At 58.1% G+C, this 13,977-nt stretch carries 12 protein-coding genes; 6 read left to right on the plus strand and 6 right to left on the minus strand.

Going from position 1 to position 13,977, the window contains the following annotated elements; all coding sequences use genetic code 11:
- The first annotated feature begins 142 nt into the window (after positions 1-142).
- Positions 143-493: a DUF1428 domain-containing protein gene (locus tag C8029_RS03055; protein WP_009571000.1), complete on the plus strand. Its 351-nt coding sequence runs from the start codon at positions 143-145 to the stop codon at positions 491-493.
- On the opposite strand, the gene C8029_RS03060 is transcribed toward C8029_RS03055, so the two are convergent.
- Complete coding sequence (locus C8029_RS03060) at positions 494-1,399, minus strand: LysR family transcriptional regulator (protein WP_009571001.1); 906 nt, start codon at positions 1,397-1,399, stop codon at positions 494-496.
- A 93-nt stretch (positions 1,400-1,492) separates the two neighbouring features.
- Here C8029_RS03060 and metF point away from each other — a divergent pair, with 93 nt between their 5' ends.
- A complete protein-coding gene (metF, locus tag C8029_RS03065; RefSeq protein WP_009571002.1) occupies positions 1,493-2,329 on the plus strand; it encodes a methylenetetrahydrofolate reductase [NAD(P)H] in 837 nt (278 codons plus the stop codon).
- Here metF and C8029_RS03070 read toward each other — a convergent pair.
- Together C8029_RS03070 and C8029_RS03075 are read right to left on the minus strand one after the other, a co-directional pair.
- Positions 2,326-3,360 (minus strand): T6SS phospholipase effector Tle1-like catalytic domain-containing protein, encoded by a 1,035-nt coding sequence (locus C8029_RS03070; protein ID WP_009571003.1) that lies wholly within the window; start codon positions 3,358-3,360, stop codon positions 2,326-2,328. The two genes, metF and C8029_RS03070, sit on opposite strands and share 4 nt — an antisense overlap.
- A gap of 85 nt (positions 3,361-3,445) precedes the next feature.
- Complete coding sequence (locus C8029_RS03075; protein WP_009571004.1) at positions 3,446-4,588, minus strand: type III PLP-dependent enzyme; 1,143 nt, start codon at positions 4,586-4,588, stop codon at positions 3,446-3,448.
- A 301-nt stretch (positions 4,589-4,889) separates the two neighbouring features.
- Here C8029_RS03075 and C8029_RS03080 point away from each other — a divergent pair, with 301 nt between their 5' ends.
- Positions 4,890-5,321, plus strand: a complete 432-nt coding sequence (locus C8029_RS03080; RefSeq protein WP_009571005.1) for an Lrp/AsnC family transcriptional regulator — start codon at positions 4,890-4,892, stop codon at positions 5,319-5,321.
- Between the two features lie 16 nt (positions 5,322-5,337).
- Here C8029_RS03080 and C8029_RS03085 read toward each other — a convergent pair whose 3' ends face one another.
- Complete coding sequence (locus tag C8029_RS03085; RefSeq protein WP_152002206.1) at positions 5,338-6,483, minus strand: serine hydrolase domain-containing protein; 1,146 nt, start codon at positions 6,481-6,483, stop codon at positions 5,338-5,340.
- A gap of 180 nt (positions 6,484-6,663) precedes the next feature.
- Between C8029_RS03085 and C8029_RS03090 the strand changes: the two genes are divergently transcribed.
- Positions 6,664-9,789 carry a valine--tRNA ligase gene (locus C8029_RS03090; RefSeq protein WP_040401882.1) on the plus strand — a complete coding sequence of 1,042 codons (3,126 nt, stop codon included), beginning with the start codon at positions 6,664-6,666 and terminating at the stop codon, positions 9,787-9,789.
- 73 nt (positions 9,790-9,862) lie between these two features.
- Here the strand turns inward: C8029_RS03090 and C8029_RS03095 are convergent, their stop codons facing one another.
- Positions 9,863-10,660 (minus strand): crotonase/enoyl-CoA hydratase family protein, encoded by a 798-nt coding sequence (locus tag C8029_RS03095; RefSeq protein WP_152002207.1) that lies wholly within the window; start codon positions 10,658-10,660, stop codon positions 9,863-9,865.
- Positions 10,661-10,773: 113 nt separating this feature from the next.
- Here C8029_RS03095 and C8029_RS03100 point away from each other — a divergent pair, with 113 nt between their 5' ends.
- Positions 10,774-11,889, plus strand: a complete 1,116-nt coding sequence (locus C8029_RS03100) for a pyridoxal phosphate-dependent aminotransferase (protein ID WP_152002332.1) — start codon at positions 10,774-10,776, stop codon at positions 11,887-11,889.
- A 5-nt stretch (positions 11,890-11,894) separates the two neighbouring features.
- On the opposite strand, the gene C8029_RS03105 is transcribed toward C8029_RS03100, so the two are convergent.
- Positions 11,895-13,088 carry a pyridoxal-phosphate-dependent aminotransferase family protein gene (locus C8029_RS03105; RefSeq protein WP_152002208.1) on the minus strand — a complete coding sequence of 398 codons (1,194 nt, stop codon included), beginning with the start codon at positions 13,086-13,088 and terminating at the stop codon, positions 11,895-11,897.
- Positions 13,089-13,279: 191 nt separating this feature from the next.
- Here C8029_RS03105 and C8029_RS03110 point away from each other — a divergent pair, with 191 nt between their 5' ends.
- Entirely contained in the window at positions 13,280-13,969 is a 690-nt protein-coding gene (locus tag C8029_RS03110; protein ID WP_009571011.1) for a tyrosine-protein phosphatase, read from the plus strand.
- Positions 13,970-13,977: the final 8 nt, after the last annotated feature.

Genomic DNA, 13,977 nt, shown 5'->3' on the forward strand with positions numbered 1-13,977 from the left:
ATGTCGAGAGATGTTCAAACCGGGCGTATACGCCGCGAAACCCGCGCTGCCAAGGGTTTGTGGGCAAAGAATTGGTCTCCTTTCAGCTTTTACATGGTAACATACCCGCATTTTCTCCCATTCCCCATAAATGAGGTTTTGAATGTCCTACTTTCAGATCGCGATCATTCCCGTACCAACAGCACAGAAAGAGGCCTATCTGCGCGTTTCCACCGGCATGGCACCTTTTTTCAAAGAATTCGGCGCATTGCAGGTGTTTGAGGGATGGGGCGCATTTGTACCGCCGGGCGAGGTCACGTCCCTACCCATGGCGGTTCAACTTGGCCCGGATGAGACAGTCGTGACATCCTTTATCGAATGGCCTGACATGGCATCGGCTGAGGCCTGTATGACGGCGATGGAAACAGATGAACGGATCGCCGCCTTGGGTGACATGCCCTTTGACGGCAAACGCATGATTTTCGGCACATTTGAGACCCTGCTCAAAGCCTGATCATCCCCGTTGCAATTTCACCGCTTCGGTTTTGGCGATGCGCAGGACATGGGCCATATAGGGTTTGGTCGCGTCATCGACGCGCACCCCGGCATACATCCGCCGTGTCACGCCTGTGGCGGTCAGCGGGCGTACGGCATAATCCGGGTGGCTGCGTATGTCGCGCATCACCCAATCGGGCAGCACCGAAATCCCCCGCCCCGCCGCGACCAGCATCAGGATCACATCGGTCAATTCGACCTGACGCACCGTGGCGGGTTCAACCCCCGCAGGCGTCAGCAACTCTTTGAACACATCCAACCGTGCCCGATCCATCGGGTAGGTGATCAGGGTTTGATCACGAAAATCCTCGGCATCGACATAGGGCTTGGCCGCGAGCGGGTGTTTTGCCGCCATCACGCACATCGGCGCATAATCAAACAGCGGCACAAAGGTCACGCCCGCGATCGTGTCCGGGTCGGAGGAAATCACCAGATCGACCTCTTCGCGCTCCAAAGCCGGCAGCGCACCAAAGGCCAGACGTTGCCGGATATCGACGTCAATCTCCGGCCAGGCCTTGCGGAACTGATTGAGCACCGGAAACAGCCAATCGAAACAGGCGTGGCATTCCATCGCGATATGCAGCCGCCCGGATGTGCCGTCCTCAATGCCGCGAAATTCGGCCTCAAGCGCCTCAACGCGGGGCAAGACCTCTTCGGCCAGCGCCAAAAGCCGCATCCCCGCCGCCGACAGCTTCAGCGGCTTTGAACGGCGCACAAACAACTCGACTCCGGCCTGATCCTCAAGCCCTTTGACCTGATGCGACAGAGCCGATTGGGTGATGTGAAGCCGGTCGGCGGCCCGCGCCAAACCGCCTTCTTCATAAATCGCTTTGATGGTACGCAGGTGGCGAAATTCGAGATGCATTGTGAATGACACTCATGTTGATCTTGAGAATTATGAATTTGTCTCACATCAACGGCTGTGAGACAAGGGCCGCCGATTGATAAGGACACAACGATGACCCAAGCGCCCAACATCTCTTTTGAATTCTTCCCGCCGAAGAACATCGAAGCCTGTTTCAGCCTGTTTGAAACGGTGCAGGCGCTTGAACACATGCAGCCGGGCTTTGTCTCCGTGACCTATGGCGCGGGCGGCACCACGCGCGAATTGACCCATGACGCCGTGGCATTGCTGAACCGCAAATACGGCTGGAACGTCGCCGCGCATTTGACCTGTGTGAACGCAACCCGCGAAGAAACGCTTGAAATTGCAAAGAGTTACAAATCCGTAGGGGTCAATGAAATTGTCGCGCTGCGAGGCGATCCGCCGAAAGGTGCGGGCCAGTTCACCCCCGCTCCGGGCGGCTTTGCCAACTCCGTCGAGTTGATCGAAGCCTTGGCCGCGACCGGCAATTTCAAAATTCGCGTCGGTGCCTACCCCGATCCGCATCCCGATGCCGCCGATGACAGCGCCGACATCATCTGGCTCAAGGAAAAGTTCAAAGCCGGGGCAGATTCGGCCATCACCCAGTTCTTTTTCGACGCCGATACGTTTTTCCGCTTTCGCGACCGCTGCGCCAAGGAGGGCATCACCGGCACAATCATCCCCGGCATCCTCCCGATCACAAGCTGGAAAGGTGTGCAAAAATTCGCCGCCGCCTGTGGCACCCCCCTGCCCGCGCAATACGCCAAGGCGTTTGAAACGGCAGAAGATCAACAGGCGGTCTCAATCGAGCTGTGCACCAAGCTGTGCGAAACGCTGACCCAAGGCGGTGTCGAGGATTTGCATTTCTATACGCTCAACCGCCCGACCCTGACCAAGGCCGTTTGCGCCAATTTGGGCGTGAACGGTTAAGCGCGAATCGACGGGTGCAGGACCTCTGACGGGTCCTGTTTCACCATGCGTTTTTGCCTGAGCCAAAAGAATTTGCCCCAGCCCCGGTTCATGCCCACGGACGGCCCATGCGGGTCCGCCAGATAGCGCATCCGCCAGTCTTTCGGCAACTCCAGCCCCGCCGCCTCGGCCTTGTCCAACATCCAAACCAAGGTGCTGTTCGACAGTCTGCGCTCCGGGTTGTTACCGGAAAGCTGCCCGCCGATGTCACCATGCGTGCCACGAAACCACATTTGCCGCAGTACTTGCCCCTTGGCCTCCGGGTTGGTTTCAAACAACACAGGCGCATAGGCGCGGCGGCGTTCGTGATAGGCCAGCGCGTGATAGACATGTTTGACGCAGCCTGCCGGCATTTGGGTGTGGAATTCGTGAAACACTGAGGAATAGCGCCAAACAAGCGGCATATGCAGGCCCACCGCCGCTACCGTATCCCAGACCCCGAGAAAGGCAATCTCGATAGGCTCGTGGCAATGCGCCTTGGTAAACTCCTGCGCCGCGCGCGTGTGCGGCGCGGTTTGATAATGGCGATAGGCGGTGCGGATGTTGCGCTCTGTGGCCTGATCGGCACGCAGCAATCCGAGCATATCAATCAACCCGGACAGCGAGCGCACCGCATAGGCGCCACGCGAATAGCCAAACAGAAAAATCCGATCTCCGGGGCGATAGCGCGACGCCAAAGCGCCATACACGCGCCGGATCTGTTGATTGATGCCGCGCCCTTCGATCACGCCCATCGTGTCGCGCCAATTGCGCCATTGAATACCCGCCTCATAGCGCACCAACATATTCGCGCCCTGCGCCGCCTCCGAACACAACCGATAGGTCAGCCCGGCGTTGGTCTCAAATCCCGGCTCCAGGGACGACAGCGTTCCGTCCATGATGATCACATGGGTGATCGGACCACGGCCATGCACGCCACCCGAAGTCCGCACCTTTTGGCGGAACTTGAACAATAGGCCTAAGTTGCCAAAAATCCCTTTGCGCTCTGACACTTGGTCCTCACAAAATTACCCCGCCCCTTATAGATAGCGGCGGGGCGGGGTGTGTAAAGAACCGTTTGAGACGTGGGCCGCCGGTTCAGCGGTGGGTTTGGACGGTTTCCAAAGTGATCTGACCAAAGCCATTGAATTTGGTCGCTGTCGCCACCGAATAGGCCCCCATGCCGTAAAACATCACATGGTCCTCTTCTTCCATATCTGCCGGAAAGGCCAAGTCAGACGGCAGTTTGTCGAGGCTGTCGCAGGTCGGACCAAACACCGTGCGCATGACCGATGTACCTGTCCGCGGAGTGGCAAAGGGGCCAAACACGCCGATGCGGTCGATCACGCCGACCAAGTGCAACTCGGACAGTGCGCCATACACGCCATCGTTGAGAAACACATGCGCGTCATCGCGGATCGCTTTCACCCGTGTCGCCAAACTGTAGCTTTCGGCCACAAGCCCCCGACCCGGTTCGCACACAAGTTTGGGGGCGTCGGGGCCAAAGGCCTCTTTGGTCACGCGCGCGATGAGATCAAAAGTGGCTTCCAACTGTGGCATCACCTCGTTCAAGCGATGCGACGGGAAACCGCCGCCAACGTTCAAACGGGCAATTTTCACCCCTGCGGCCTTGGCAATATCAGCCGCCGCGCGGATGTAGCTGTCCCAGGCGCGCGGGTCGGTGCATTGTGTGCCCGGGTGGAAGGTCAGCGAGGGGGTAAAGCCAAGCTGTTCCGTCAAGGTGAGCAAATCGACCGCCTTCTCAACACTAGCACCGAATTTCGCGCCAAAATTATAGGCCGCCCCTTCGACCGGCAAGGTGAAGCGCACCGAAATTTCAACGCCGTTGGCGGGCACAAGCTCGCCGAGTTTGACCAGTTCGGAATGGCTGTCGACGGAATAGGAGGCCACGCCCATCGCCACCGCATGGCGGATTTCAGAGCGCGATCGCACCGGGTTGTTGTAATGCAAATGCGCCCCAGGCGCGATACGCGCGATGGTGTCCATTTCGACGGGCGAGGCCACATCAAAGCCTTTGACGCCTGCGGCGACCAAATTGGCCAACACGGTTTCATCCGGGTTGGATTTGACCGCATAGGTCACAAGCCCTGGAAATCCTTTGATAAACCGGCGCGCGGTCGCCTGCAGGATGGCGGGGGAGAAAAACAACACCGGATGGTCCGGGCTGTGATGACGCAGATATTCGGTGGGCGTGGCCCAGATGGTTTTTGAGAGCCCCATTGGTCTGTCCTTTACCAATAGAGCGCAGCCACTCTCTTGCCCGGGATGTCCGGTTGGGATCGCACTTACGCGGTTTCCAAACCAGGCCAGGTACAGGATTTGGGGACGCTTGGCCTCCCGTTTCTGCCCTTGTTCCTGAAACTCAGTGGCCGTTATATGCATGTTGATTTGTTCGATAGAAAGAATAAAAACGTGCATAACTCCGGTCAATTTAACGATATGATCGGTTAAATTGACACTACGCATTGCGTGAAATGCCAGCACGGCGCAAAGGGCGCGCGCCATCGCAAAGGAGGTCGGCTTGGACGATCTGGATCAAAAGATATTGATGGCGCTGGCCGCCGATTCCTCAACCTCGGTGTCGCGGCTGGCCCGGCGGTTCAAAGTCGCCCGGTCCACCGTGCAAGCCCGGCTGGAACGTATGGAAACCAACGGCACGATCGCGGGCTACACGATCAAACTGGGGGATGTCGCGCTCTCACGGCGGATCAAAGCCACTGTGTTGATTCAGGTCGCGCCGCGCACATCTGCAGGCATCGTGATCAAACTCAAGGCCATTCCAGAGGTGGAAATGGTCGCAACCTCCACCGGGCGTATTGATTTGATTGCCCAAATCGCCTGCGACAGCACCGAAGACATTGACGCAACTCTGGATCAGATCAACGCGATCACCGGAGTGCAAGACATTGAGAGCCTGATCCATCTCTCGACCAAATTCGACCGATCCATCTGAGTTCGGGCGCATCGCATTATCGGGCTGGAGGGGACCCCACAAGAGCCGCACCACGCCGATGCGCACCATCTTCGCGCCCGCCGTAAGCGACATCTTCGATCATCTTGATTGATGCAATTACAGATCGCGCGGGGTCCAAAAGTTGATTGACCGTGCCCGCAATATAGACCCCTGCCTCCGGCGCATAAAGGCAGATGGTGCCGCCCAACCCCATATGGCCCAAACTGCGCGGTGCCGATTTGAAAAACCGCGATGGCGGTGCATTCAACCGATGCGGCAGTGACATCCACCACGGCACTTTGATTTGCATCAGGCCGACCCCGTACTCCGTGGGAAAATACATCGGTCGCCAATGATAGAGTCGCGGTAAAATACGTTTGTCGAATAAATAGCCTTCGAAAAAACCACGGATAAAAATCAACGCCTCACGCGAGGTGGTGACAATACCACCATCCGCCTGAAACGAGGCCATGGTGCGCGGCACCCGCACTTCGCGGTCCTTCGACATAAAATTGATCGGACGCGTATCAGACGGATCGCAATACAGATAGGTGGAGGTCAGGCCCAAACGGTCAATCACCCGACGCCGCAGCACCTCGCCAAAATTTTCGCCCTCAATGGCCTCAATAACCCGCCCAAGCATGTGAAAATTCGTGTCGGTATACAGCGCCTTGCGGCTTTGTCCGGGCACGGCAACAGCGCCGTGCGACCGGCTCCGCTGCACCACCTCATCGAAACTCCATGCCGTATCCACCCCGGCACCAATGGCATGTTTGAGCGTACGCGCCTGATATTTATAGAGGAAGAAATCGCCGAACCCCGAGGTGTGCGACATCAAATGACGGATGGTCACCCGATCCGTATAATCCACCCCTTCTCTGACCAACAATTCCTCATATTGCTTATCGTGGCCCAGATAGGTCAAAAACGGATCGTCCAACCCGATTTTGCCCTCTTCGATCAACTGGAGGAGAATGGCCGTAGTGTAAAGTTTGGTTGTCCCGGTCGCGAAATAGGGCGTGCGACTGTCCAGCGCGCCTGAGCCCACATGGTACTCCCGCCCGGTGCTCCGATCATAGAGAGACATCGCGACACCGTTGTGCCACGACGTCCGCGTTAACCGATCTGCAATGATTTGAAGACGCTTCGGGGCTCGCCCCATGGTTCTTCTCCTTTCGGGTTCCGCCCTACTGAATGCACAAGAAGCCTTAACAGCAGGTCAATACGCCCGCTTTCGAGTGAAAATGAACGGGGTTTCTCCCTTTTCCTCGCGCCCCCCGCGCGGTAAACAACGGCAAAGCGAAGTCGGGGACTGCGCGAAAAGGAACTGGGCGAAGAAAACATGGCAATGGAAAAGACATTTGACGCGCGTGACGCAGAAGCGCGGATTTACGAGGCCTGGGACAAGGCCGGAGCATTCAAAGCCGGGGCCAATAAGTCCCGCGACGAGACCTTCACCATTATGATCCCGCCGCCCAACGTGACGGGCGCGTTGCATGTGGGCCATGCCTTTAACAACACCATCCAAGACATCTTGATCCGTTGGCACCGGATGCGGGGCTTTGACACGCTCTGGCAACCCGGCCAAGACCACGCGGGCATTGCGACCCAGTTGATGGTGGAAAAAGAACTGGCGAAATCCGGTAAAAAACGCACGGATTTCACCCGCCCCGAGTTTTTGGAAAAGGTCTGGGAGTGGAAGGGCCAATATGGCGCGACCATCATCAACCAACTCAAACGTCTGGGCTCGACCTGTGACTGGTCGCGCAACGCCTTTACCATGTCCGGCGCGCCCGGCGCCCCCGCAGGCGAAGAGGGCAATTTCCATGACGCCGTGATCAAAGTCTTTGTCGACATGTACGACAAAGGCCTGATTTATCGTGGCAAACGCCTGGTCAACTGGGACCCACATTTTGAGACCGCGATTTCCGACCTCGAAGTCGAGAACGTTGAAACGCCGGGCCATATGTGGCATTTCAAATACCCGCTGGCAGGCGGCGAGACCTACACCTATGTCGAAAAAGACGAGGACGGCACCGTCACTTTCACCGAGGAACGCGATTACATTTCCATCGCCACCACCCGGCCCGAAACCATGCTGGGCGATGGCGCGGTTGCCGTTCACCCGGATGACGCGCGCTATGCGCCGATTGTGGGCAAGCTTTGCGAAATTCCGGTCGGACCGAAAGAACACCGCCGCCTGATTCCGATCATCACCGACGACTACCCGGATATGAACTTCGGCTCGGGCGCTGTGAAAATCACCGGCGCGCATGATTTCAACGACTACCAAGTCGCCAAACGCGGCGGCTTGCCGATGTACCGATTGATGGACACCCGTGGCGCAATGCGCGACGATGGCCTGTCTTACACGGACAGCGCGCTTTTGGCGGCGGAGATTTTGGCCGGCAAAACGTTCACCGAGGCCGAAGTGGATGCCGTCAACCTTGTGCCCGATCACCTGCGCGGATTGGACCGGTTCGAGGCGCGCAAAGCCGTGGTCGCCGAGATCAACGCCGAAGGCCTCGCCGTGATGACCCGTGTCACGCGCAAAGTCAAAGACGACGAAGGTGTGGAGTCCGAGATCACTGAGACTGTGCCCTACGTCGAAGACAAACCGATCATGCAGCCCTTTGGCGACCGCTCCAAAGTCGTCATCGAGCCGATGCTGACCGATCAATGGTATGTCGACGCCGAAAAAATCGTTGGCCCGGCGTTGGATGCGGTGCGCGATGGGCGCACCAAAATCATGCCCGAGTCCGGTGAGAAAGTGTATTTCCACTGGCTTGAAAACATCGAACCCTGGTGCATTTCGCGTCAGCTCTGGTGGGGGCATCAGATCCCGGTGTGGTACGGTTTGGACCTCTCCGCGCCGAATTTCAAAGACGATGAGGGCGATGGCGCCTTGGACGAGGTGGAATTGTTCCGCCTGTTGACCGAAGGCGGCATGTTGCATCTTGGTGATGTGCATCACTGCGCCGCCGAATTTGACGGCGTGATCGCCGCGTTTGAGGGCGAATTGGCCGATGTGCCGACCCCCATCAACCATGCGCGGATCGTCGAAGTCGACAGCCGCCAAGCCGCGATCGAAGCCTTCGCCGAAAGCCTCGCCGCCTATAATGTCAGTCAAGATCCGACCAAACTGGTCTACCCGGTCTGGCGCGACCCCGATGTGCTCGACACTTGGTTCTCATCGGGCCTTTGGCCAATTGGGACGCTGGGCTGGCCCGAGTGGGATGAGAGCACGTCGAAATATTTCCCGACCGATGTTTTGGTCACTGGCCAAGACATCCTGTTCTTCTGGGTCGCCCGGATGATGATGATGCAACTCGCCGTGGTCGACGAAGTGCCGTTCCACACCATCTACCTGCACCAACTCGTCCGTGACGAGAAGGGCAAGAAGATGTCAAAAACCACTGGCAACGTCATCGACCCGCTTGAGATCATTGATGAATACGGTGCCGATGCGCTGCGGTTCACCAATGCCTCAATGGCCTCCATCGGCGGCGTGTTGAAACTCTCGGTGGATCGGATCAAAGGCTACCGCAACTTCGGCACCAAGATCTGGAACGCCGCGCGCTTTGCCGAGATGAACGAGGTGTTCGAAAACTACGACCCTGCCGTGATCCCGACACCCTCTGCGACCGTGAACAAATGGATCATCGGCGAGACTGCGAAAGTCCTCAAAGAGGTCGATACTGCCTTTGCGGAATACCGGTTCAACGATGGGGCAAACGCGCTCTATGCCTTTGTCTGGGGCAAATTCTGTGACTGGTATGTCGAATTGGCGAAACCGTTGTTCTACGATGGAGACGCCGCCACCTTGGCCGAAACCCGCCAAACCATGGGCTGGGTCTTGGATCAGGCCCTGACCATGCTGCACCCGATCATGCCGTTCATCACCGAAGAGCTCTGGGGCACGGTCAAACCGGGGCGCAGATTGTTGGCGATCTCCGATTGGCCGGAACTGTCGCTTGATCTGGTCGATGCCGAGGCCGACCGCGAGTTGAACTGGGTGATTGATCTGATCGAAACGATCCGCTCCTCGCGCGCCGAAGTGCATGTGCCTGCGGGGCTTAAAATCCCGATGATTCAGGTCGAGTTGGACGAGGCGGGCAAAACCGCTTGGGCCAACAACGAGGCGTTGATCATGAAACTCGCGCGTCTTGACAGCCTGACCCCCGGCCCGATGCCGAAGGGCGCGATCACCATCACGGTTGGCGGCGGCACATTCGCCCTGCCGCTCGAAGGGGTGATCGACATTGCCGAGGAAAAAGCCCGGCTTGAAAAGGTCTTGGGCAAGCTGTCCAAGGAGCTTGGCGGTCTGCGCGGACGGTTGAAAAACCCGAACTTCGTCGCCTCCGCCCCCGAAGAGGTCGTGGCCGAGGCACAAGAGAATCTGGCCGCGCGCGAAGAGGAAGAGGGCAAGATCAAAGCCGCTCTCGCCCGCCTCGCTGAAATCGGTTAAACCTTTGACACCATTAAAAAAGGCCCGTCATCTGGCGGGCCTTTGTTTTGAGTATTTGGGCTGCAATGAAGGCTTATTCGTATTTGGCCGCGCGCTTTTGCATCTGCGCCATGACGCTTTCCATTTGATCCTTGGTGCCAATCAAGGCGCGCTGTTCGCGGCTTTCTTCCATCAAGATATGCGCGCGCGGATTTGGGCTTTCGGCCACATCAATCAACCGCTTGGCGGCCTGAATGGCTGAGGGGCTTTTGCCCGCGATCATCGTGGCAATCTCAAGCGCGCGGGCGTGGGCGTCTTCGGCAATGTGGGTGACAAGGCCGTAGGCCAAGGCGCGGTCCGCCAGGACGACCTCATGGGTATAGGTCAAAAGCCGCAACACATCCGAGCGCAGCACCCGCGGGAACAGAACCATCCCACCCATATCGGGCACCAACCCCCATTTCATCTCCATGACCGACAGCTGCGCGTCAAAGGCGGCAATGCGAATATCGGCGGCGATCGCCAATTGCAGACCCGCACCAAAACAGGGGCCATGGAGGGCGGCAATCACCGGGATCGGTAGATCATAAAGCGCCAGAGAAAAGGCCTGAAACGCGTTGCCATCGCCATGGGTGCGCCGCATCACCAGATCGTCCAAATCCTCTGACATGAAGCGTTGGAAATTCGAGGTATCAAGCCCGGCACAAAATGCCTTGCCCGCCCCCGAGAGCAGTACCACACGCGCATCCGAACCCACGATTTCGGTCACCGCGGACAAAAGATCGGTGACCAAAGCCTCTGACACTGCGTTCAATTTATCCGGGCGGTTGAGCGTCAGATGGGCAATGTGATCTTTGATCTCAAGCGTGACAGTCTTGGGGGTTGCGGGCATGGTGGCTCCTCCTGTTGCCACTACGCTATCAAGGAGATGGCATAAGGTCAGGTCTGACGTTGCGACGCTTGCGCAAGGCATCAAGTTGAGGCAGGAAAAGCGCCATGACAGATATGACAGACCCACGCCAAACAGCGCTCGCCCAAACCCTGCACGCCACCGTGCCCTTCGTGGCCCCGGAACGGATGGAGGAGCTGCGCGGCGCGCCGTTTGATGCCCGATTGGGCGCGAATGAATTGTCCTTTGGCCCATCCCCGAAAGCGCTGGAGGCCATGACGGCCAGCCTAAGCGGCGTGTGGACATACGGTGAGCCGGAGAACCGCGATCTGCGTCTGGCGATAGCCGCGCGTCACGGCATCACGCCAGAAAGCGTCACCGTGGGCGAAGGCATCGACGGGCTTTTGGGCAATCTCGTGCGGCTTTATGTCGGACCCGGCGAAACAGTTGTGACCTCGGCGGGCTCCTATCCGACCTTCAATTACCATGTCGCGGGGTTTGGCGGCGCGTTGCATACGGTGCCCTATAAAAATGATCACGAAGACCCGGAGGCGTTGATTTCCAAGGCGCGCGAAGTGGGGGCCAAGCTCGTGTACTTGTCCAATCCAAACAATCCGATGGGATCGGTGCATTCGGCGCAAACTGTGCAAGACATGATAGAGGCGGTGCCCGAAGGATGTTTGATGATCCTGGACGAAGCCTATAGCGAATTTGCCCCCGAAAGCACCCGACCCGCGATTGATGTCACTGACCGCCGCGTTATTCGGTTCCGTACCTTTTCAAAGGCCTATGGCATGGCGGGCGCGCGGATTGGCTATGGCATTGCGCATCCGGTTGTGGCCACTGCTTTTGACAAAATTCGCAACCATTTTGGCGTCAATCGCATAGCGCAGGCCGGGGCTTTGGCGGCGTTTGAGGATCGGGATTACCTGTCTGAAACCCTTGGAAAGGTCGCGCTGGGTCGCGCTAAAATTATACAAATCGCGCAAGACAACGGTTTGACGTCCCTGCCCTCCGCCACCAATTTTGTCGCCGTCGATTGTGGCCAAGACGGGACCTTTGCCCGCGCGATTTTGACCGCTTTGGCGGCGCGTGGCGTGTTTGTGCGGATGCCGGGGATCGCGCCGCTGGACCGCTGCATCCGTATTTCGGTGGGCCGTCCAGAGGAGCTTGAGGTGTTGGCCGCGCGCCTGCCGCTGGCTTTGGCGGACGCACGCGCGGCTGTGGCCTAAGCGGGTTATACCCGCGAGGCCAAGAGCTTGGCCGCCGCCACCGACCCGCCGCTTTGGTGCGGAATATCGAGCGCGACAAAGGCGGTTTCGATCGCACCGATGATGCCAAGCACCATATGGGCGTTGATGTGGCCCATGTGGCCGATGCGGAAATAGCCATCGGATTCGGCCGAGCCAATGTCGCCAAAACCCAAGGAAATCCCCAGCGTGATACCGAGATGTTCGGTCAGCCAAGTCCGCAACTGCGTGGCCGCGGGGGCTGCGAGGCCCAAGGTCGTGACCGCATGAGAGCGCGCCGCAGGGTCCGCGATGTTGAAATGCAACGGTGCCCCCCACTGATCCACAGCGGCCCAATAGGCCCGCGCCAAGATTTCATGCCGGGCATAGACGTTGTCCAAGCCCTCTTCCAAAATCATATCAACGGCTTGGCGCAGACCATAGAGATGATGGGTTGGCGGCGTGCCGTCGAAATATTCATAAAGATGCACCGGATTGGCGCGCGTTTCCCACGCCCAATAAGGCGTGCGCAGATCGACATTGCGCCCCGCCTCAAGTGCCTTATCTGAGAACCAGACAAAGCCCAGACCCGGAGGCGTCATCAGGCCCTTTTGCGAGGCGGCGATCATCACATCGACGCCCCAAGCGTCCATCTCAAACCGCTCACAGCCCAACGAGGCAATCGCATCAACGGCGTAAATCGCGGGGTGGCCGGCGGCATCAATGGCTTGGCGCGCCAGAGCAATATCATTGCGCACCGAGGTGGCGGTGTCGACATGGGTGACCAAAACCGCTTTGATCTCATGTGCCGTGTCGGCCCGCAGGGCGGCTTCCAAACGGGCGGGATCAATCGGGGCTTGTTTGCCAAACTCGATCACCTCAACCTTGGCCCCCAAACGGGCCGCAACATCCGCCCAGCCATGACCAAAATTGCCCGTCGCACAGACCAAAACTTTGTCGCCGCGCGAGATCATATTGGTGAGCGAGGCTTCCCAAAGCCCATGGCCGTTGGAAATATAAAACGCCATGTTATGCGCGGTGCCCACGATCTTGTTGAGATCGGGCACGAGACTACGGGTCAAATCGACCAATTCGCCGGTGTAAATATTCGGCGCCGGGCGATGCATGGCCTGAAGCACCGGATCGGGGATCACGGAAGGACCGGGAATGGCTAAGTAATGGCGACCGTTGGCAAGTGTCATGGGCTGTCCTCAAACTCATATCAGGCCCAAGCGGTATCTCTCCAAAGCGGCCCCGTCAATTGTCGCTCCTGTCACAGAGGGGTGCGCAGGTTTGGAGGAACCCCTCCGGCACAGAGGCACGCGCGCGCCTTGCTTGCCCCGGCGGGCAAAGGGCGATAAAGAGGCGCGATGATTTTGCAATCGGAGCCCTGATGTTCAAGACGCTAAAAAGAGGGTTCAAAAGGTTTGAGCGCGGTGAGGTCGGCCAGTTTGGCAATGACGTGTCCACACCACGCACCCGCAGGCTTGCGATGTGGCATTTCCACCTGTTTGACCATGCGTTTTTGCGCGGAATTTGGACCAACCTGTATGAGATCGCGCCCTGCGTGTGGCGGTCCAATCAGCCTTCGCCTGCGCGGATCAAACGCTATGCTCGAATGGGGATCAAAACCATCCTGAGCCTGCGTGGCGACAAAGACCTGTCGTTCATGTTGTTGGAAAAACAAGCCTGTGCCGAACATGGGATCACATTGATCACCACCAACAAAGCCGCCGCACGCGGAGCCCTCTCAGGCAAAGACTACGTTGAGCTGATCGACCTTTTGGCCTCGATCCCGAAACCGTTTTTGATCCATTGCAAATCCGGCGCAGACCGGGCGGGGCTGGCCTCGGCGCTCTATCTGTTGCACTGTGAAGGGGCCTCAATCAAAGAGGCCAAAAAGATGTTGAGCCTGCGGTTCATGCATCTCAAAAGTACGAAAACCGGCATTTTGGATCATATCCTTGATCTCTATGAGGCCGATCTCAAAGCCGATGGCCCGATCCCGATCCGGGACTGGTTTGAGACCCGCTATGACATTGAAAAGGCTCGCACCTTCAAAACCATGCGGTCCTTCCCCTAAGAAAGCGC

The organism is Roseobacter sp. TSBP12 (genome assembly GCF_009129705.1).
Classification (GTDB): domain Bacteria; phylum Pseudomonadota; class Alphaproteobacteria; order Rhodobacterales; family Rhodobacteraceae; genus Celeribacter; species Celeribacter baekdonensis_A.

Excerpts from the sequence above, each read along its gene's own strand:
- C8029_RS03105 (WP_152002208.1), bottom strand. The coding sequence starts at position 13,088 with ATGACACTTGCCAACGGTCGCCATTACTTAGCCATTCCCGGTCCTTCC.
- C8029_RS03075 (WP_009571004.1), bottom strand. The coding sequence starts at position 4,588 with ATGGGGCTCTCAAAAACCATCTGGGCCACGCCCACCGAATATCTGCGT.
- C8029_RS03100 (WP_152002332.1), top strand. The coding sequence starts at position 10,774 with ATGACAGACCCACGCCAAACAGCGCTCGCCCAAACCCTGCACGCCACC.
- C8029_RS03085 (WP_152002206.1), bottom strand. The coding sequence starts at position 6,483 with ATGGGGCGAGCCCCGAAGCGTCTTCAAATCATTGCAGATCGGTTAACG.
- C8029_RS03110 (WP_009571011.1), top strand. The coding sequence starts at position 13,280 with ATGTTCAAGACGCTAAAAAGAGGGTTCAAAAGGTTTGAGCGCGGTGAG.
- C8029_RS03095 (WP_152002207.1), bottom strand. The coding sequence starts at position 10,660 with ATGCCCGCAACCCCCAAGACTGTCACGCTTGAGATCAAAGATCACATT.
- C8029_RS03090 (WP_040401882.1), top strand. The coding sequence starts at position 6,664 with ATGGCAATGGAAAAGACATTTGACGCGCGTGACGCAGAAGCGCGGATT.
- metF (WP_009571002.1), top strand. The coding sequence starts at position 1,493 with ATGACCCAAGCGCCCAACATCTCTTTTGAATTCTTCCCGCCGAAGAAC.
- C8029_RS03060 (WP_009571001.1), bottom strand. The coding sequence starts at position 1,399 with ATGCATCTCGAATTTCGCCACCTGCGTACCATCAAAGCGATTTATGAA.
- C8029_RS03055 (WP_009571000.1), top strand. The coding sequence starts at position 143 with ATGTCCTACTTTCAGATCGCGATCATTCCCGTACCAACAGCACAGAAA.